The organism is Bacillus nitratireducens (assembly GCF_001884135.1).
GTDB classification, from domain to species: Bacteria; Bacillota; Bacilli; order Bacillales; family Bacillaceae_G; genus Bacillus_A; species Bacillus_A nitratireducens.
In genome coordinates, this window is sequence record NZ_MAOC01000003.1 from 18,565 (window position 1) to 37,940 (window position 19,376).

Genomic DNA, 19,376 nt, shown 5'->3' on the forward strand with positions numbered 1-19,376 from the left:
CGTCCATAAGATACGCACTTACTTGATTACTCATTTATGATGTTTCTATACAATTTCCTCAGCCGTTTCCATGAATGCAGAAATCTCTGCCCTTGTTGGCATTGCATCCGAACAGCTATGTTTAGAAATAACGATTGAAGCAGAAGCGCCACCTAATCGCATCGCTTGAGGAATCTCAAGCCCTTGCATTAGGCCATAAATAAACGCAGAAGCATACGAGTCACCAGCGCCAAACGTCTTTAATACCTTTGTTTTAAAGATACCGCCTCGGTGTGATTGACCGTCTCTCGTATAAGCGATTGAACCATCCCCTCCGTGCTTAATTACGACGATTTTCGCATGATGAGAAAACCATCTTTCAGCCGTAACTTGGTCATTAGTTTGTTCATAGTTTAATAGTTTTTCCATCATATCGAACTCTTCACGCGTTCCAATAATGACATCAGATTTTTCAGCCGCTAGATTGTAATACACAGCCGTTTCAGCTTCTGACTGCCATGTATACGGACGGTAATCAACATCAAAAAATACGACTACATCATGCTTACGCGCATATTCTAGCGCTAAAAATACCGCCTCGCGAGAAGGACTTTTCGCTAAAGCTGTTCCTGAAATTAAGAGAGCTTTTGATTGTTTAATATAGTCCTCAGAAACTTCTGTTGGATCAAGATTTAAATCTGCGACATTGTCGCGGTACATTAAAATACTGCAATCTTCAGGGCTTTTAATTTCTGTGAAAGCTAAACCTGTCACTGCACCAGTGCAATCAATACATATCTGATCCGTATTAATATTGTTATCCTTTAAGTATCCTGTAATAAAGCGGCCCATTTGATCATCGGACACTTTACCGATAAATCCTGTTTGTAAGCCAAGACGCGCCGCACCAATCGCAATATTCGCAGGAGATCCCCCCACATACTTAGTAAATGTTCTTGTTTCTTCCATAGGACGTTGTGTTTCATTGGCATTTAAATCAACGCATAAACGTCCAACTGCAATTAGATCTAATGGACAATCTTCTTTAAAAATAAGTGGATTCATTGTTACTACCTCCCGTGCTTTATGTAAAGGTAAATGATATGGTTCAGAAATTTTTATAACCATACGATTCACTGCTCTTTAAATTTCTAGAAGTAAGCGCTCTCTTTATTGATTTAATGCAGGCTGTTTATGTTCAATTTGAACAGGTTTTCCTGTTAGTAAAGATTCCTTCGCAGCTTTCGCAATTCGTTCTGCTTGTAAACCATCATTACCACTGCAAATAACAGCTTGTCCTTCTATAATTGACTTTGTAAATTGTGTTACTTCTTCAATGTAAGCCTGTGTATAGCGCTCTAAGAAGAAATAAAGTGGCTTATCTTTTACAACACCTTCTGTTTTTGACACTTGTACTGTTGTCGGACAGCAATTATCCGCAGCGACCGCTCCTTTTTCACCAAACACTTCAAGACGCTGGTCATATCCATAAACAGCTTGGCGGCTATTATCAATTACCCCTAAAGCTCCATTCGCAAATTTCAATGTGACAATTGCTGTATCAACATCATTTACTTCCTGAATGGATGGATCAATTAATGTTGTACCATATGCAAATACTTCAACAACTTCACTATTCATCACATACCTAGCCATATCAAAATCATGAATCATCATATCCATAAATAATCCACCTGAAGAACGAACATATTCTATACTTGGCGGTTGTGGATCTCTAGACGTAATTTTTAAAATATGTGGGTGTCCCACTTCTCCTTGTTGAATAAGATCATAGACTTTTCTGAAGTTAGGATCGAAACGGCGGTTAAAACCTACTTGAAGAGATACTCCTTGTTCTTTTACTACTTCTAATGCATCTAATGTTTCTTCTACCGAGAAACTAACAGGCTTTTCGCAGAAAATATGTTTTTTCGCAAGAGCCGCTTCTTTAATAATTTGCGCATGTGTATTTGTTGGTGAACATATAAAGACAGCATCAATTTCTGGATCTGCTAATAAATCCTGATAGTTAGTTGTCAGAGTGGAAATCCCTTTATCCTCAGCCCACTTTTCTAAATGACTAATCACTACATCTGAAACCGCTTTAATTTTTACTTGTGGCATAAGCTGCAAATTATCAACATGCAGTTTCCCAATTCGTCCAGCACCAATAATCCCAATCGTTAAAACATTCATATGATTTCTCCCTCTTTATTAAAATTTAAGAAACGAAATGAAAGTCTATAAGGTTTAGCGTAATAAATTTAGTTAAGCGCTTTCCCTATTTTTCTTCATTATACACACTTGATTCTAAATTGAAAACATTTTTATTTTTTTGAATACTTTTCTTTTCATCCGAATTTCAAATATCGTAAGTAAACGTACTACATCCATCTACAAAGTAATAATAAGAAACAAATAATCTAAACAGCTACAAATATATTCTTTTAAAATACTGATATAACAAAGAAAACTAATCCTTCTAAAGATTAAACTCCCATCTATAAGTTATTTCTTTCTATTCATGCTCACGATCATTTTAGTGTCCAATAAGCAAATAGATTGCACCCTATGAAAGAAAGTTGTAAATTGTCAAAAAATTTCATTGACGACCTCATAATGTAAGCGTATACTTTTTTTATCAAAAGTAATTAAGCGCTTAACCAAAAATAATTTATCGGTGGTGGGAGAATGAACGCAATTGGTTCAAACAAAACATTTATGGACAAGATTGGTATCCCTTCTAATTTAACTTGGGGATACATAGGGATTATTGTTTTTATGATTGGGGATGGTTTAGAACAAGGATGGTTATCCCCTTATCTCGTTGAGAATGGCTTAACACTAGAACACGCTGCTTTTCTGTTTACTATTTACGGAATTACTGTATCTGCTTCTTCTTGGTTTTCGGGGGTATTTGTACAAATGTGGGGACCAAGAAAAGTAATGACGTTTGGTTTAGTATCATTCATTTTAGGATCAATTGGGTTCATCGGTATAGGAATTCAACATATGAATTATCCCGTTATATTACTTTGCTACGCTCTACGAGGATTTGGTTATCCCTTATTTGCTTATTCTTTCCTAGTTTGGGTATCTTACAGTACTCCTCAGCAAATGCTTTCAAGAGCAGTTGGTTGGTTCTGGTTCGTATTCCAGCTTGGACTTAGTGTTATCGGGGCCTTCTATTCTAGCTATATGGTTCCTAAAATCGGGGAAATCGCTACTTTATGGAGCGCCTTAATTTTTGTTGTCGTCGGGGGATTATTCTCAATTGTTGTAAATAAGGACAAATTTAAAGCACAAACCGTAAGCTCTAACAAATCAAGTGAATTACTAAAAGGCATTACCATCGCATTTGAAAATCCAAAAGTTGGTATAGGTGGTATTGTTAAAATTATAAACTCGGCCGCTCAGTTTGGATTTGTTGTTTTCCTGCCTACTTATATGATGAAATATAATTTTACGATGACTGAATGGCTACAAATTTGGGGCACTCTATTCTTTGTAAATATGGTGTTTAATATTATTTTTGGTATTGTTGGTGACAAATTTGGTTGGGTAAATACGATTAAATGGTTCGGAGGAGTCGGTTGCGGAATTGTAACTCTTGCACTCTATTATGTACCACAAATGGTAGGACATAATTATTGGGCAATATTATTTGTTGCATGTTGCTATGGAGCAACACTTGCCGGTTATGTACCTCTTACAGCTTTAGTACCATCTTTAGCTCCTGAAAATAAAGGAGCCGCTATGTCTGTATTAAATTTAGGTTCAGGATTATCAGCATTCGTTGGGCCATTAGTAGTAACTGCATTCATCGGGCCATTAGGTGTAGGCGGCGTGATGTGGATCTTTGCTGGCTTGTACTTCTTTGGCGCATTTTTAACTCATTTCCTTACTATTCCAAAGGAAAATGAGATGAAACAAGATTTAAATGCGAAAAGCGGCGAGCAATTCTCAGTATAAGTTCTTAATAAAAAAGAAGGGCATCATAACTGCACATAGTTACGATGCCCTTCTTTTTGTTACATTCAAGTATGCTACTAAAAAAACTATCATGTAATATCCTTTACTGAGGATCGCTCTACTAATTGAGGAATAATTGTAATTTTTTGCTTAGCATGCGCCTTCATTTCCATCGTTTTTAAGAGTTGTTCAAACGTACAGGCTGCCATTTGTGTAATTGGCTGTTCAATCGTCGTTAACCCTGGATCTGCAATCTCAGCATAGATGGTATTATCAAATCCGATAATTGATAAATCTTCAGGAATCGAAAGTCCTTGTTTTCTTGCTTCGTTCATAAGGCATATCGCAATTAAATCTGTACAAGCAAAAACCGCTGTAGGTCTGTTAGGCAAATTAAGTAGTTCTTTACTTGCACGTTTGCTATCTTCCACTGTCGAATAGCAGCTAATAATAGCATCCTCTTCTAACGAAACCTCTGAATCTGTAAGAGCCTGTTTGAAACCAGTCAGTCTCCCTAAACTACTTTTTCTATCCTTCTCCATCATAATCGTTAAAGATGTATGGCCTTTCTGCGTTAAATACTGTCCAGCTAGATAGCCTCCCCTCATATCATCAGTTGTTACAACATGAGTTGTGATGGAAGGATGATCTACAGTGAATAAAACAAGCGGCAAATCTCGATTCACGATTTTTTTAACAAGTTTATAATCATTTAGCTCCGTTGCAATAATAATGCCATCTACTTGCTTTTTAAATAATAAATCAATGTATTCGTGTTCACGTTTTGTTTGATGGTCTGTACTACATAAAATAAGCGTATACCCTGATTCTCGTGCACTATTTTCAAAAGCTCTTGCCACTTCTGCAAAAAATAGGTTTGAGATATCTGGGACAAGTACCCCAATCGTATATGTTTTCTTACCTGTTAACGCTGCTGCTACACTACTTGGCTGGTAATCTAATTCATCCATTACCTGATTTACTTTGTTGATTGTTTTTTCACTAATACGTCCTGTTTGATTAATTACTTTGGATACAGTTGCTATTGATACACCTGCTTTTTCCGCAACATCATAAATTGTTGGTTTCACTTTGATTGTCCCTTCTTAATCATCTTTTTCTATATTTTATCATAAATATATTTTGCTTCTTGGTACACAACAGGAAATCTTTTAATATTTGTAAGTAATTGTATCCTCATACGTGGTACCCCTCATTAACATAACAACTTATTCCAAGTGGATATTTCAACTTATAAACATACCCCTATCTGAAAGGCTTTTTACGAGCAGCATTCTTCGGTAAAATAGAAGAAAAGGCCTTATTCCGGTTCTCTTTCTATTCAAATTTTATCAATTTAAAATCCTTTAGCCTATTCTTTCTCACCTTAGGCTCAAGCTATAATGTTAGTTTATTAAGCGTGGGGCCTTTTTCCCTTATCCTATATTTTTTATCTCCGAACCTGTCCATTTCCACGAATCACATATTATAGGTACATTTATAAATTATCTTTACAAGTAAAAAATAATAAGAAGATCCATACGAGTAAAAACTTTAGAGTCCTCTTTTTCTTCATTACTTTTTATTTAATTATCATTCTTTAAAATTAGAAAGATACAAAATTGTTATATTTATGAATGGATAAGAAAGGAAAGAAAATATCCACCATTTTAATTGATCTCTGCACATACAAGGCGTAACAGAAAATCATTAAAATTTATTATCTATACGGGTTGACTGCACTAAAATTCAAAAAACATAAGGTACAATACCTTACCGAAACTTAAATATGACGAAATTAAAAACTCCTATTATTTTCAGTTATTGTTATAATTACCTATAAAAGTATTAAAAGAATATAAGAGGATGAAACATTTAGTATTATAGCAAAACAAATCCTTTTATATTCAAAACCGTAGTTCTTCTTATACTGAACGACGCTATCTAATGATTCTGTTCCTAACTTCTAATTATTTATTAGCATAAAGAAAGGATTGAGGATGTAAAAATGTTTAGTGGATTATCTATTGATACTATTGGTAAATTTTCAGCAATTATTATTGCATTTATTGGCGCTTTAATTTATGGGGGTAATCAATTTATAAATATAGTAACAACTAAACCACTCGATAGGCAGCTTAAAGATACATTTAATCAAGCCCGATTAAAACTGTGGTTTTATGCTATTGGCATAATTTTTGGGGTTATAGTTTATTTACTCTACGCCATTATCTTTTACCAAAGTTTATATGACTATCATAATCATAGTTTCTTTTTGTGGAATGCTGGTATTTGGTTTATTCTTTTTGTATATTTTAGTGTCATCGTAATATGGAAAAAGAAATTAGAAAGCATAAAGAAAACAAAATTACATTTTAGACTTTTAATTTTCAATGTACTTACTAGTAGCATTTTTTTCTTTTCCGTTTCATGTGAATACCTTGAGAACAAGGAATATTTAAATTTCTTGTGGAATGGTATACCTTTAGCCTTTCTACTAAGTTGTTTGTATTTTCTAATGTTACACAAATTAACAATTGTAACAACCCCACAAATTCAATATGATATTCAACTAATTCAAGAGGATGACTTTAAGAAAATAAAGAACTTAGAATACGAATATTCAATGGATGAAAAGAGATTAGTTTTCGTTGCAAAAGAAAAATCAGGAAAACAGATTCGATACGTTTGTGATTTTTCTTCAAAGATCTATATGAAATGTACAGAACAAATATAACTCCTTATTACATATTAAGATTATTGGTTCTGGTGTAAAAAGATAATGAAGAGTAAAAAAATTACTTTTTATGTGGAAAGATTAAAAAATATTAATCAGCTGTATCTACTTTTGGATTCATAGTAGAAATCCATGTACTATTTTTTCTTTTATTTTACCTTTGCACCAGGACCAATTAAAGCAGGACGCTAGAAATAGCCTTCTTTTTATATTACATCTAATGTTATATAATGTAATATATTAGGATTTGGGGGGATTTTTATGAAAGAACAGATTCATAAAGCATGGAATGAAGGATTCGATTTACACGAAGCGATAATAGCAAGTAAGGGTTCTGTTTTTGAAGAAAAAATAACATTTACTAAAATGCTGAACGCTGTGGAAGTTGGTAACGGTATAAGTTGTGCCGGATTTATATCAGCACTGTGCTTGGAATATGGGGTACGTTTTCCAAGTGAAATAAGAACTATCTCAGAATGCAGGGACAATTGGAAGGCTGTAGCGCAATCTTATATTGCTGGTATCATGGGTGAGAATAAAGTAGAAAAACTGGACGCTAAATAAGGCGTCTTTTTTTACGTCCTAAAACGGTGCGTATTTACAAGTACCTAACCGAAAAAACAAATTCAATGAGAAAATAGATTCTGGTGCGAAGGTTGCAAAGAATCTATAAATCTTGGACATACTGTTAGTACTATCCTATAAGAGGTGTGTAATCTGTATGGAAAGGGAAAATTTATTTAAGTGGACACATTGTCAACCAGACATCAGTCTCTATATTGAGTGGTGTTGAAGCCATACATGTGCTCCAATAAGAACTAATGATTTGCAGGACCAGTCTGTCCAAAATTAGAATATTTTTATTAACCAGCTCTTTGGATTAACTGCTTAACAGATGATTCCGTTAGGAATCTCTGATTCTTTTTATTATCATTTTTTGCACCAGAACCATTTTTACAGATTAGCAACTATTTGTATAAAATAAGCAAATAGCTTAGTTCTTATCAAACAAGAACTAAGCTATGAGTACGTAGCTACCATTAGTTATTAAATTTTACTAATGTAGCACATCGATCTTTTAAGTAATAAACAGAAAGATTTACTTTCGAATTTTTCATTCTTATATGCATATAATTATAACTTTTTCTATTTCCCCTCATTGACTGGCAGCAAATCGTTTGAAAACAAATTAATCATGCCATCTTAAGAAATTACTATAATAATACACCTTTGATGTTCCTTATAATTATATAAATATCTCACTGCAGAGTTATAGCGTGCTCCCCTTGATTTATCCTCTATCTTTTCATCTGATTGTCCATCTAAAATCACCTCAATAGCTGAACATTGTCCTTGTGGATTTAATAAAACTGCTCCATCAATTGAAGTAACACCATAAACAATATTCTTAAACATGGAAATTTGACAATCTACTTCATGACCAGTCAGTCGTTGAGCTTCTTCTTCCGCTTTATCTGTTATCACCAACATCGTTCCATGTTCCTGTTTACTAGCTTGCTCAATAATAGACCAAAGCGTTTTAATATCACCTTCTTCATAAAAAATATTTTCAAACTCTTTTTGAAATTCATTATAGCTTATTAGCTGTTTAGGTATAGAGGGAATACTGTCTTTGACAGTCATAATATGATTACAATTAGGATATTCCAAATCCGGTTCTGGTGCAAAAATAAAATTAAAGAGAATAAATCATATATATTCCTAACGGAATCGTATCTTATGCTGCAAGTCCAAACAATTGATGAATGAATTTTTTCTGGTTTTGGACAGACTGGTCCCGTAAATCAATCTGTTCTTTTTTAATCATATGCATAGCTTCTACTCCAGAAAGAATGGATGTAGCTGTGTCAAAATATTTGAGCCCTAGCATAGAGCGGGTTCGCTTCTTTATAAAGCGATGATCTTGTTCTACTATGTTATTCAAGTACTTTTGTTGTCTAAGTTGCATACCATCAGGTATGCTTTTTTCTTTTTTCAACTGTTCAATTGCTATCGGATAAGCCGGGTTCTTATCGACTGTTATAACACGTGGCTTTGAAACATGAAAAGATCGCAAAGCTTTCTTGAAAAAGCGCTTTGCAGCCTTCTGGTCTCTTGTTTTGTTTAGGAAAAAATCAATTGTGTTTCCTTTCGAATCAACAGCACGATACAGATACATCCATTGACCTTTTACTTTGATATATGTTTCATCGACTCTCCAAGAGTCATTTGTTTGTTTGAGGTAACGGCGGATTCGTTTGTCCAATTCAGGACCATACTGATGAACCCAACGCATAATCGTTGTATGAGAAATGGATAAACCCCGTTCTTCTAGCATTTCCACCAAATCACGAAAACCGAGGTTGTACCGTAGGTACCATCTTACCGTTAACAAAATAATATCAGGCTGATAATGCTTCCATTTGAATACATTTTCCTTTTCCATACCAATCACGCACCCTTTTTAAAGTAATAGTAACAGTATGTCCAAGATTTATAGATTCATTGCAATTGTCCTTAAGTTTTTGCACCAGAACCTCAATAATGCATATAGTAGATTGTTTTTTACTATTACTAATATGTAACCCCCTATTAGAAAATAAAGATCGTCTTATTATAAAAAAAGAAATGCCCTCATAAATTTTGAAATGAAGGCAAAACTAATTTTTATATACCACAGCTTATATATTGCCAAATACTATCTTAAAAATAAACACTTTGAAAAAGATTAACCACTACCCAAGCCAATTATTCTAATCCCCAAAACTCAAAACAAGCCCAATCTGATGGAATACTATGTGATTGACTTTCTAACAATTTTTTTTGTGCGTCTATAAGTAAAGTAGAAATATCCTCTGATTTTTTTTCATTTATAAGCTCCTCTACCACCATCAATCCAGGTTCTACTCCTACGTCCCATCTACATAAAATTGAATTACAATTTTGAGATACTACACTTCTCCAAACGCTATCCTCTGATTGAGTATTATGTACGATGGGCTGTCCACTCTGACAAGTCAGCAAAAATATTGTTTGTACTTTAGATGCAACTCCTTCTAAAAATTCTGAACCTAGATAATTTTTATTAGGTCCTAGTATTCTAACTGCACCACTTGCAATTCTTTTTTCTCCACTCTCCTCTATTCCATGAGATATAAAAACAAATAATGTTGGTTTTGCTGCATTTAATTTTTCATATAGAATTTCATAATTATCTCCAAAATCCTCTATATAAGAACTAAATTTATTTTGATTACTGGTCAACCAACTCTGAGCTATTGGTATGGCTTTATCGTTTCCATTAACTTTAGAACCTATAGAAATAATGTTATTTTTCAAATCCCCATTTTTGGTAGTAACTCTATATTTAAATTCATTAGGAGATAGTACATGTGTTAATTTTTTTATTTTTCTAATCATCCACCCTATTTCATCCCTCACTAACGAAGTAGTGAAGTACGGTATAGACATATCCGGACACACAACTATATTAAGTGGCTCTTCTGATTTTCGAATATAGTTTATCAAGTTATTGAATAAAATCTTTGAGAATTCTGTACATTGTTGTTTAATTTCTTTTAGTTCTATTTCTTTTCTATCTTCACTAAAAGATAATTTTTCCCCCAATAATTTCAATTCGCTATTTAATCTATTATTATCTCCTACATAATAATCTAACTGATAGGAATCCTTTGTAACTAATACACTTACAACACCATTTGATGTCAAACAGTATTGATAAAAAACATCTTCTCTTAAATTTCTTTGTAATATAGATAGATTTATTTTTTCTAATAAAAACATACTTTTAAAAGATGGATGTTCCTTAATCAAATAATTTTTTAGTTCTTCAAATCTACGTGACTTATTTATATATTCTTCCGTTCCAATATCAGGAGTCAATCTCAACATTTCATCATACAATTGAAAATATTCTTTAGCTTTTTCACTGGCTTGCTTGGACATTTCTTTTTTCGATAGTTTCTTTTCAACGACTGCTCTTGGAGATAATAAAAAAACTATATCTATAATTTCTTTATGCAATTCCATTCTATCTTGTTCTGATAATCCTTTCGATTTTTCCATTAATAATATTATATCTAAAAAGAATTTATAAACCTCTTTTGTACCTTCACTAAATGCTGCTCTTTCTTGCATGTGAAAAATTCCTGATCGTTGTACTTCTATATCTGCTATAGCTGTATTTAATAAATCTCTTATAAAAATTAATTCTTCATCCCTACCATTTCCCTCTATAAAATAACCATTAAAAACTACCTGAGCAAACTGATAGCACACTCTCCATCTGTGATCTAAACGATATTGGAATAATTTTAAAATATCATTTGATTTATGCTTAATTAAGCTACATGCTTTTTTCTCTTCACCTATTTTTAATAAAGTAGTAATATAATTCACCATATTAGTTGCATCATTCACATCATTAAGTACATTATCAACCAATACGTTTTCTAGCAATAGATTAGCTTCTTCCCACTGTCCTAATGATAATAAACTTTCAATTTCTAATAATATTTTATTATCTTTTTCATTTACACTACTAGTAAATTTTCTTTTAAAGGAAACAAACAAGTTTCGAACTGGATGGCTTTCTTTTAAATCATTACTAACATAAAGAAAAATGATGTTTATTGCTCCTTCTAAAATATAATAATTTTTAATTTCTATTCCTTTTCTTATAGCTACAATAGCACATAAAAGTCCATCAATCTTTCTTCCTGTTTTATATTGTGATGCAGCCCAAGCTGATAAGCCTAATCCTAATAGAGTTTTTTTCAAAAATTCATCCTTCTCACGATTATATCTATTTAATATCATTAACGCATGCTCGTTGGCTTGTTGAAAATCTCCTATATAAGAGAAATACATTGAAATTTCATACCTAAGATATGCTTCTTTTATCGGATCATTAAATCTACTTTGTGAGATAAGCGCACCTTTTATTATTTCTAATTTTTTCTCTTTACTAAAATCCTTTATCTTTAAATGTCTTACAGCATATAAAATTGTCTCAAATTCTATTTCTCCGTCTTCGCCATTGCTAGATAAATCACTTTCTATAATACTCTCTTTAATTCCCTCGAATGATAAGCTATTCCATAATTCTATTTCTTGTTTCATTTTTTCATTCACACTATTGAACCATACATCATTATTTTGTGTACAATCAATAAAATCTTGTAAATACTGATATCCTTGGTCTTCTAAGAATAAATACTCTAAACCTTCAATAATTTCATTGATTCTAAGACCTCGAATATATGATAAATCTCTATCTTTACTTGGTTTAAGTTTAATTGCATTTATTATAGAATCTTCATTCTTTAATATCTCAAGCTTTCTAATAGCTACATCTCTTGAATAATAAAAATTTTCATTTATTTTTATTTCTTTTAAATTTGAATAATATTTATAGTTGCTTTTGTATAATTTTTTGCAAATTAATGCTGTTCGATAATATATTTCATTATCTAAATCATCATTTTGAAGCAAGCTATGTAAATATGCCTCGGCTATGTTGACTGTATCTGGTTTGTTAGCTAATATTTCTGAAATTCTAGCTAGCATATCAAAATACCTATCGTGCGAAATATTAAATATTCTTCTATAAATCCCTCCAGATTCTAAGTAATATTCATTAATATGTAATAAATCACTTAATTCTTGAAGAATGAATAAATTATCACCATCAATTTCCAAAAAACCTTCTAAAAGTTTCCTTCTATCCAAAAACTCTAAATTAAAAGATGACCTAACTAACGCTTCTAGTAAGCCAGGCACCCATTTATCTCGACTATATATATCGATTAGAATACTATATGCTTCTGAATATCTTTGTTTAGAAATTAGCATATTAGCACAAAAAATAATCTGTTCATCGTTTAAATCATCAAAAACTTCGAATAATTCTTTTAACGCTTCTTCAAAATAACCGTTGTGAAGATAAGAAATAATTTTCATCAATGATTTATTTGTTACCGACAAAGATGTATCTGCTTCTATATACCGTAAACTCTCGTTTAATTCTTTAGAAACAATAAATTTCAACATATCGTCACTATTGACTTCTGAGGATTGATCCATTAAGCTCGTAATACTTATTTGTTCATTATCAATAAATTCATTTATAATTTTTCCAGCTTTTTTAAAGGATGTTTCAAAAAGTACTATATTCCTTTTATAATAAGAATTCTCGTCATCAAAAATATTTTTTAATTCATAGATTTTTTCACTAATATTCAACTGTTCAGGTGTAAATAACTTGATATTGGCTACATCTGTTAGTTTCTCAACTAAAGGCTTTTCATTTATAAAATTACACAATCGTTCCGTACCTAAAATAATTAAATAATTATTACAAAAATGCGTATTCCCTATTAATGCTTTATATACATCTTTACTTTCTGGAACATAAATAGATATATTATCAATTATAGCCTGAGTAAATTTATTTTGATTAAAAATGATACTTAATAATTTTTTTAACTCTTCCTCTTTATATTTGTAATTTAGTATTTGAATTTTATTTGTACTATCTTCATTTATTATTTCATTGATTACATAATCCAATGATTTTTTTTCAACACGTATGCTGTTTGATAAAATAATATTAAAATTACCCTCAACAAATCTAAGTTCTTGTTCCATATCAATATACTCCTTTTGTAGAAAACTTCAAATTCAGTACTCTCTAAGCATTTAACTATTTATCTCTATAATAAAATAATAATTAAAACAATTATTAAAATCAAATTCTACTAATCAACCTTTTCACATACTATATCAATTAATGTAGTGACCTCTTCAAAATTATGATAATTAAAGATATTACACTAGCAACAGTAGTACTTCCCTTACGATTTGATTCATTAAGTAAAGTTATATAACTGTCTATGTTATCAAATTCTAATCTGGTTATTGAATTTGTATAGGATAATTCATTCTTTTCTAATTTTGTAAACAGTGAACTAAAATAAATCTATCCTAATATAAAACAAACTATTCAATTTTATTTTTCTTGTCTTTGTATAAATATCTTCTTAAAATATGCAAAATGTATATTCAAATCAACTGCTTTTATTAAAAAAATCACACGTTTATTAATCAAAAAGAGATATGAATTTCTTTTCTCTCTATCAGGCATTACTATTCTTATAATGGTATGATATCTTTAATATTTCATCGTCAAAATCGTCACTTTCCCATTTATTTTTAAAGAATAATAAAATTGAATCAGTGTGAAAAATAGCTTTAAGAGCATTATCTTTCGTAAGCTCAATGAATAGAGAATAACAAATTTCAATATTATATCCATTTAGGAGTTCACGAGATTCTCTAATGCTTTTGAACTCAGGTTTATAGTCAATACAAATTGCATTCAATTTCATCAGACTATTCGCTTATTACATATTTTGTACGCTATCCAATGCTATGAAAAAGACAATTCTATTTTAAAAGACATAATTACGACTTAAATAAAAGAATGAAATATCTTGATAAAAAAAACTTGGTGATTACCAAGCTTTTTCTCATTCATCATTATTTACATAAAACAAAAATCACATATAATAAATATAACATGATTAGAATTGACGTATGGGAATATTTTCATTAGACAAAAATAATCTAATCACTGGTTCAATCTGTTCTCGAATTGTTTTTTCATCAGATAATCTACTCTTATTTAATAAAATTATCTTGAAGTTCTGGTTTAAATTATTAGACTCTTTTTCAAGCCATGTTTCTACAATTTTTTCAACTCTACTAATTTTTTCACTACTAACAAACATAACTATTATTAACTTCGAACCTTTTCGATTCCCCTCTAACCCTTCTAACATTTTTATACCCTGTTTTATAGTTCTTTCTGTATAATGACCAAAAGCATTATTAGGAAATGTCTTAATTTCTATCCCTAAACATCCCCTATGCTCTCCTAAATCAATTTCAATATCAGGCTTTGGCCCAGGGACATCATTAACTACACTATATACCCCTCCATTACTAATCATATGTCCCTTATCCCTGTCGTAACTATTAATAATGTTCGGAGTAATATATGATAAATAGTATTCTAAAATTCTACTCTCGAATTCTAAAAATTCTCTTCGGTACTTTTTTAAAGACTCTTGACTATCATCATCTTGATTATTTAGTTCTGATACTTCTTGTAAAAATTTAAATCGATTTTTCAAATAGCTTATATCAGATGCAGAAAGTTTTAACATATTTATCATATGGTCAAAATCCAATTCTATATCTCCAGTTCTGAATATTTGTAATTCAACAGTGATCTCATCAATCAATTGTTGTATACTATTAAACTCTAAAAGATATTTTCCCTGGACAATTTCAAATTGTTGTTTACTCATTTTCTTAGGAGTATATTCATATAAAATCTGTAGTTCATCTTCATTTGTAGATTCACATTTTTCAACCAATTTATACTGGTTCAATAATATAAAAAACCTTTCTAATACTCTTTTATGTTTTTTTATAAATGAAGGGGAATATATTGTGTCAGTTGCTTGCTCCTCCGATTCCAGTACAAGAATATCTTCTTGTCTAAAGTCCTCACCAATTGTATCTTTAATTCTTTGGACAATGATATGTACAAACTCTATAATAAAATCTTTCTCTTCATTTTTGTAAACTTTATTATATTTATCACCTATGTTTTCCGTAATTTCTTTATAAAATATCTGTATAATCTTTTGTATTTCCTGATCATTTTTATATTCTATATAATCATTTTCTGTTATTTCAATATAACTTATTGATTCTTGTTCACATATATCAGTTCCATCCCTGTTGTAACTTCCCCAGTCTACCTTTGCTCTTAATAACATAATCATTTTTCTTGTAATCCCATTCGACCTCAAAATCATCGCATCACGAAAACTTTCATAATAAAGTTTTTGTTGGTCTACAAACTTATTTTTCAAAGAATCATTTACAGGGTTCTTAACTATAAAATCAAAAAGTTTAATCATGCTCTCTCTTGTCATTAATGGGATATGATATGAATTAGAGAACAAACTTGGAAGTATAGGATCATGTTCATATTTAGAAACCTCTAGTTTTCGAGCATATTTTTGACCTGTTACTAATAAAAAATTCGCTGTACCACTTAAAAATAAAGGCTTTAGCTCCCCTACAATTGTTTCAATGGCTTTATCATCCTCTATTTTATCTAACTCATCAATAACAAATATTACATTAACACCTATATCCCCTAAACTCTTTACGCTTTCTAATAATCTTAGCTCTGCAATTTCATCATCATATAGTGTCTTAATTTGTTGATCATTAACATGCTTTTTTTCCCGACTATATGTCATTTTCCCTACGACAAAAGCTAAAATGACAAAAAAAATAAGTTGCCAAATTGAATTATATACAAAATTCCCTTCTAAACCTTTTTTAGCATTCAGTGCTATTTTTTTTAACGATTCTTGATATGTATTAGGGGCTAAATAATACATAATAATAAATGTCACTGGAATCCAAGAAAATTCTAATACACTGCTTAAAATTCTTGTTTTGCTCTTTGTTTCATTATTTGTTACCTCATAAAATGTCTTTTTAAATAGTTCATTTAAGGTGTTTCTTAATTTCCGATTGGTCCAGCTATTGATTCGCACATTCGCATCCTTATGTTTGTTTAGTTTTATAATTAGTGACCTTATAAGTTTTCTAATAATATTTTGTTTAGTATCATTTTTAACAAAATTACAAGAAACTATAAGGTAAATATCATTATGCGCATATTTCGATGGATGACGAAAAAAAGTAACAATCTCTTTAAAAAGCTTTGTGGGGGTATCATAGAAATAGTGTACGCATAGTTCTTTTGCCGCCATTAAAGTATTGTAAAATTTACTTCTTTCTTCTTCCTCTATTATTTCTTCTCTGTTAAATTTTTTTTCCAGATAATTAATATATGTAGTTTTTCCTACACCACGATTTCCAGAAATAATATATGCTGATGGTGGAAAACCTCTTAATTCCTTTTCTAAATTAATTAATTCCTGTCCTAAACCAATTTCTAAATTCCTTTCTGGTGATGTATTTAAATTATTTATATTTACTGGAAATCTAAATCCATACAGTTCACCACTTTGTACAGCACCCTTCCCACAACATTTTATTTCTTCTAAATTCTCCATAGGAGCCCAATATATTTTTTTACAATTACTACATTTAATGCCCAGCATTTCTTTTTTAAAATCCACTGTTTTCCCTTCCTCCCTCTTCTCTTAATTGCAATCTAGACTCTCATAGATTAAATACCCTTTTTCTCATTTACACTGTGCATCCAATTGCCCTTCTGAATATCAATCTAAATAACAAATCAATTAGTTCTATTGTGTATAAACACTGCTCTTCATTTAATTTTTAGCATTTTTTCAGCTTAGCCTATTTAATCATAAATTATTTTCTATATTTTTGTAACTAATCCCTTCAGCCATTGAAATCATTGTTTACTTATGCATCTAAAACAATCTATTTTTAGTCTAACACAAAACATAATTTCATTTATTCGACATACAAATTATTTGTATAAAATTTAATCAATCTATTTTATCCTTTATTAATTCTTTAATACTAGACATTTGATATTGCATAAGCAAAATCTTATCCCCTGATTCCAGAACGTTTTTCTTATATCTTTATGAAATAATCATCCATCAATCGTAACTCATTTACTGATTAGATTTGTTTAATCTCGATATAAGGCCCTTTGATGTTTAATTTGTTAATATCATTTGAGATAATGCCTACAGTTATTTTTTCATTAAATTTTTAGACCTTTTCACCATTTACAAAGATACCCCGATTTTTATCTTCGTAACTGATACCATAACCAGTATTGCTAGATGTAGCTTTGAGTTGATTTCCATTCATTGAAAAAGATAATTTCCCTTTTCCTTTGTTAAGTTTGTTATTCACGTTGTTGATACCATTCATTTGTTCTTCAAGGACTTTTTGGTTATCAAGAGTAACTTGATGGTTTTTCCAGTCTAATTTATAGTTGTTTGTCAAGAACTCATTATATGTATCCTTATTATTTGTTCCCCACCATTTTGAACTTACCCATTCAATATTGTACTGATCTTAAATTCTACGATTTGTTATTTTTAAATCTGATGTAGATTCTGTTTTATCAGCAGTAATAACTGCTACTACATTTGGAGAAAAACCATAACCTGTTAACGCTGGTACTGTATCTTATGAAACAAAATTATTCGTTCCTTCATTAAAAACACAGATATAGTATCAAATTCCCGGTAAAATTCTAATATGATACTCGTTGCTAAATAATATCTTTGGAGAAGATGAGATGCGATAAAATAATGAATGTTCATATAAAGGGGAACGAGCAAATAACTCATTTACTAAATAGATTACCTTATATCGGTATTTGATGTATGTAAAATTACATATCAATCTTTATTGAAAACTATTATCGTTGTAACTATAATGGTTTTCAATAGAGATTGATATTTTCACTTCCTTTTCAAATTTCACAACATATTAAAGGAGGAATTAGCATTATGAAAAAAGTTATTTTAGCAGGGACACTAGTGATTGGAGTACTGTCAGGTATCAACTTACCAGGGGCAGAGGCACCAAAAGCAAGTGCAGCAACTACAAATTTAGAAATTCAAGAAGTTACAAAATATTACTCTATGAGTTCTTACGAAGTGTCTCAAAAGGAAACATTTAATCTCAATAAAGGAGAAGAACTTACAGTCTTTGTACAAAATTCTGGATTTCCAATTTCTTATACGGTCTTTGATGCAGATAATCAAATAATTGGCACCTACAATGCTAATTCACCATATGGTCGCGTATTCAAAGCACAAAAAGATGGTAATATTTCTGTACAATTTCAAGCAGGTGCAAATTCTTCGTACATGAAGAAGATGAATTTCACAGCTAAATTTGCAGTTTCAAAGCTTAACTAACAATCAAAATTTCATTATCCTCTTTCAAAAAATTAAAAAGGTATATCCCTTCAATGGGATATACCTTTAACTTTAGTGAATTTTATATTGACCAGATAACTGTTCTTGCGCCATACGAACTAAACGTTTTGTAATCTCTCCACCTACTGAACCATTTGCTCGTGCTGTTGAATCCGGTCCAAGTGTAACACCAAACTCCTGAGCAATTTCATACTTCATTTGTTCAATTGCACTTGCTGCAGCTCCTACCAAAATCTCGTTTGAATTATTATTTTCGCGAATTTGCATTTCTTACACACCTCCGTTGAATTTGGTAATATCATGCTCTATTTCCAGCAAAATATGTAAAAAGATCAAAAAAAAAAAGACACATTAAGGTGTCTTTTTTCAATATGTTTTTATCAATGTTTTCATTCACAAAATTTCTTGTATTTTCTTCAGTAAAAACCCCTTCAGGTATGTATTTCATAACATTGATATCTGACGTATACTCATGGACAGCCTGCCAATCTTTGAACTCAAATTTCCGTATTAAAAACCTCTCTTTTTTTACAAACATTCACATTTATTTCCCCTTAAAACAAAAAGAACTTGTAGGAATCTCTACAAGTTCTTTTTAGTTTCAGGTGAATATACGAGACAAACTATCTTACAGATTCATCATAGAAACTACAGGGGTAATGCTTTGACAAATA

General features: G+C 30.8%; 12 protein-coding genes and 2 pseudogenes. 4 read left to right on the forward strand and 10 right to left on the reverse strand.

All coding sequences use genetic code 11. The features are described 5' to 3' along the window. Positions 1-45: 45 nt before the first annotated feature. Positions 46-1,044: a 5-dehydro-2-deoxygluconokinase gene (iolC, locus tag BAU23_RS00475; protein WP_033718373.1), complete on the reverse strand. Its 999-nt coding sequence runs from the start codon at positions 1,042-1,044 to the stop codon at positions 46-48. Positions 1,045-1,149: 105 nt separating this feature from the next. Then, complete coding sequence (gene iolG, locus BAU23_RS00480; protein WP_001101870.1) at positions 1,150-2,175, reverse strand: inositol 2-dehydrogenase; 1,026 nt, start codon at positions 2,173-2,175, stop codon at positions 1,150-1,152. 495 nt (positions 2,176-2,670) lie between these two features. Between iolG and BAU23_RS00490 the strand changes: the two genes are divergently transcribed. Beyond that, positions 2,671-3,951 carry an MFS transporter gene (locus tag BAU23_RS00490; RefSeq protein WP_071733309.1) on the forward strand — a complete coding sequence of 427 codons (1,281 nt, stop codon included), beginning with the start codon at positions 2,671-2,673 and terminating at the stop codon, positions 3,949-3,951. A gap of 89 nt (positions 3,952-4,040) precedes the next feature. On the opposite strand, the gene BAU23_RS00495 is transcribed toward BAU23_RS00490, so the two are convergent. Next, the gene (locus BAU23_RS00495; protein ID WP_071733311.1) at positions 4,041-5,042 is read right to left on the reverse strand and encodes a LacI family DNA-binding transcriptional regulator; all 1,002 of its coding nucleotides are present in this window, start codon (positions 5,040-5,042) and stop codon (positions 4,041-4,043) included. 917 nt (positions 5,043-5,959) lie between these two features. Between BAU23_RS00495 and BAU23_RS00500 the strand changes: the two genes are divergently transcribed. Together BAU23_RS00500 and BAU23_RS00505 are read left to right on the forward strand one after the other, a co-directional pair. Continuing rightward, the gene (locus tag BAU23_RS00500) at positions 5,960-6,688 is read left to right on the forward strand and encodes a hypothetical protein (RefSeq protein ID WP_071733313.1); all 729 of its coding nucleotides are present in this window, start codon (positions 5,960-5,962) and stop codon (positions 6,686-6,688) included. Positions 6,689-6,949: 261 nt separating this feature from the next. Then, positions 6,950-7,252: a hypothetical protein gene (locus tag BAU23_RS00505; RefSeq protein WP_071733315.1), complete on the forward strand. Its 303-nt coding sequence runs from the start codon at positions 6,950-6,952 to the stop codon at positions 7,250-7,252. A gap of 639 nt (positions 7,253-7,891) precedes the next feature. Here BAU23_RS00505 and BAU23_RS00510 read toward each other — a convergent pair. The 5 genes and pseudogenes from BAU23_RS00510 to BAU23_RS00535 all read right to left on the reverse strand — a co-directional run. Further along, positions 7,892-8,332, reverse strand: a complete 441-nt coding sequence (locus BAU23_RS00510; RefSeq protein WP_071733317.1) for a diadenylate cyclase — start codon at positions 8,330-8,332, stop codon at positions 7,892-7,894. A 94-nt stretch (positions 8,333-8,426) separates the two neighbouring features. Beyond that, the gene (locus tag BAU23_RS00515) at positions 8,427-9,134 is read right to left on the reverse strand and encodes an IS6 family transposase (protein WP_071733319.1); all 708 of its coding nucleotides are present in this window, start codon (positions 9,132-9,134) and stop codon (positions 8,427-8,429) included. Positions 9,135-9,436: 302 nt separating this feature from the next. After that, the gene (locus BAU23_RS00520) at positions 9,437-13,357 is read right to left on the reverse strand and encodes a hypothetical protein (RefSeq protein ID WP_071733321.1); all 3,921 of its coding nucleotides are present in this window, start codon (positions 13,355-13,357) and stop codon (positions 9,437-9,439) included. 935 nt (positions 13,358-14,292) lie between these two features. Beyond that, positions 14,293-16,944, reverse strand: a complete 2,652-nt coding sequence (locus BAU23_RS00530; protein ID WP_071733324.1) for a P-loop NTPase fold protein — start codon at positions 16,942-16,944, stop codon at positions 14,293-14,295. A gap of 478 nt (positions 16,945-17,422) precedes the next feature. Continuing rightward, positions 17,423-17,974: pseudogene (locus tag BAU23_RS00535) on the reverse strand (leukocidin family pore-forming toxin); the annotation flags it as partial. Positions 17,975-18,267: 293 nt separating this feature from the next. Between BAU23_RS00535 and BAU23_RS00540 the strand changes: the two are divergent. Then, positions 18,268-18,681, forward strand: a complete 414-nt coding sequence (locus BAU23_RS00540) for a hypothetical protein (protein WP_071733326.1) — start codon at positions 18,268-18,270, stop codon at positions 18,679-18,681. 72 nt (positions 18,682-18,753) lie between these two features. On the opposite strand, the gene BAU23_RS00545 is transcribed toward BAU23_RS00540, so the two are convergent. Together BAU23_RS00545 and BAU23_RS00550 are read right to left on the reverse strand one after the other, a co-directional pair. Then, positions 18,754-18,969: an alpha/beta-type small acid-soluble spore protein gene (locus BAU23_RS00545; RefSeq protein ID WP_001167057.1), complete on the reverse strand. Its 216-nt coding sequence runs from the start codon at positions 18,967-18,969 to the stop codon at positions 18,754-18,756. A 114-nt stretch (positions 18,970-19,083) separates the two neighbouring features. After that, positions 19,084-19,240, reverse strand: a pseudogene (locus tag BAU23_RS00550) (GNAT family N-acetyltransferase); the annotation flags it as partial. Positions 19,241-19,376: the final 136 nt, after the last annotated feature.

Coding starts and splice junctions, on each gene's coding strand:
- BAU23_RS00505 (WP_071733315.1), top strand. CDS start 6,950: ATGAAAGAACAGATTCATAAAGCATGGAATGAAGGATTCGATTTACAC.
- iolC (WP_033718373.1), bottom strand. CDS start 1,044: ATGAATCCACTTATTTTTAAAGAAGATTGTCCATTAGATCTAATTGCA.
- BAU23_RS00540 (WP_071733326.1), top strand. CDS start 18,268: ATGAAAAAAGTTATTTTAGCAGGGACACTAGTGATTGGAGTACTGTCA.
- iolG (WP_001101870.1), bottom strand. CDS start 2,175: ATGAATGTTTTAACGATTGGGATTATTGGTGCTGGACGAATTGGGAAA.
- BAU23_RS00510 (WP_071733317.1), bottom strand. CDS start 8,332: ATGACTGTCAAAGACAGTATTCCCTCTATACCTAAACAGCTAATAAGC.
- BAU23_RS00500 (WP_071733313.1), top strand. CDS start 5,960: ATGTTTAGTGGATTATCTATTGATACTATTGGTAAATTTTCAGCAATT.
- BAU23_RS00490 (WP_071733309.1), top strand. CDS start 2,671: ATGAACGCAATTGGTTCAAACAAAACATTTATGGACAAGATTGGTATC.
- BAU23_RS00520 (WP_071733321.1), bottom strand. CDS start 13,357: ATGGAACAAGAACTTAGATTTGTTGAGGGTAATTTTAATATTATTTTA.
- BAU23_RS00545 (WP_001167057.1), bottom strand. CDS start 18,969: ATGCAAATTCGCGAAAATAATAATTCAAACGAGATTTTGGTAGGAGCT.
- BAU23_RS00515 (WP_071733319.1), bottom strand. CDS start 9,134: ATGGAAAAGGAAAATGTATTCAAATGGAAGCATTATCAGCCTGATATT.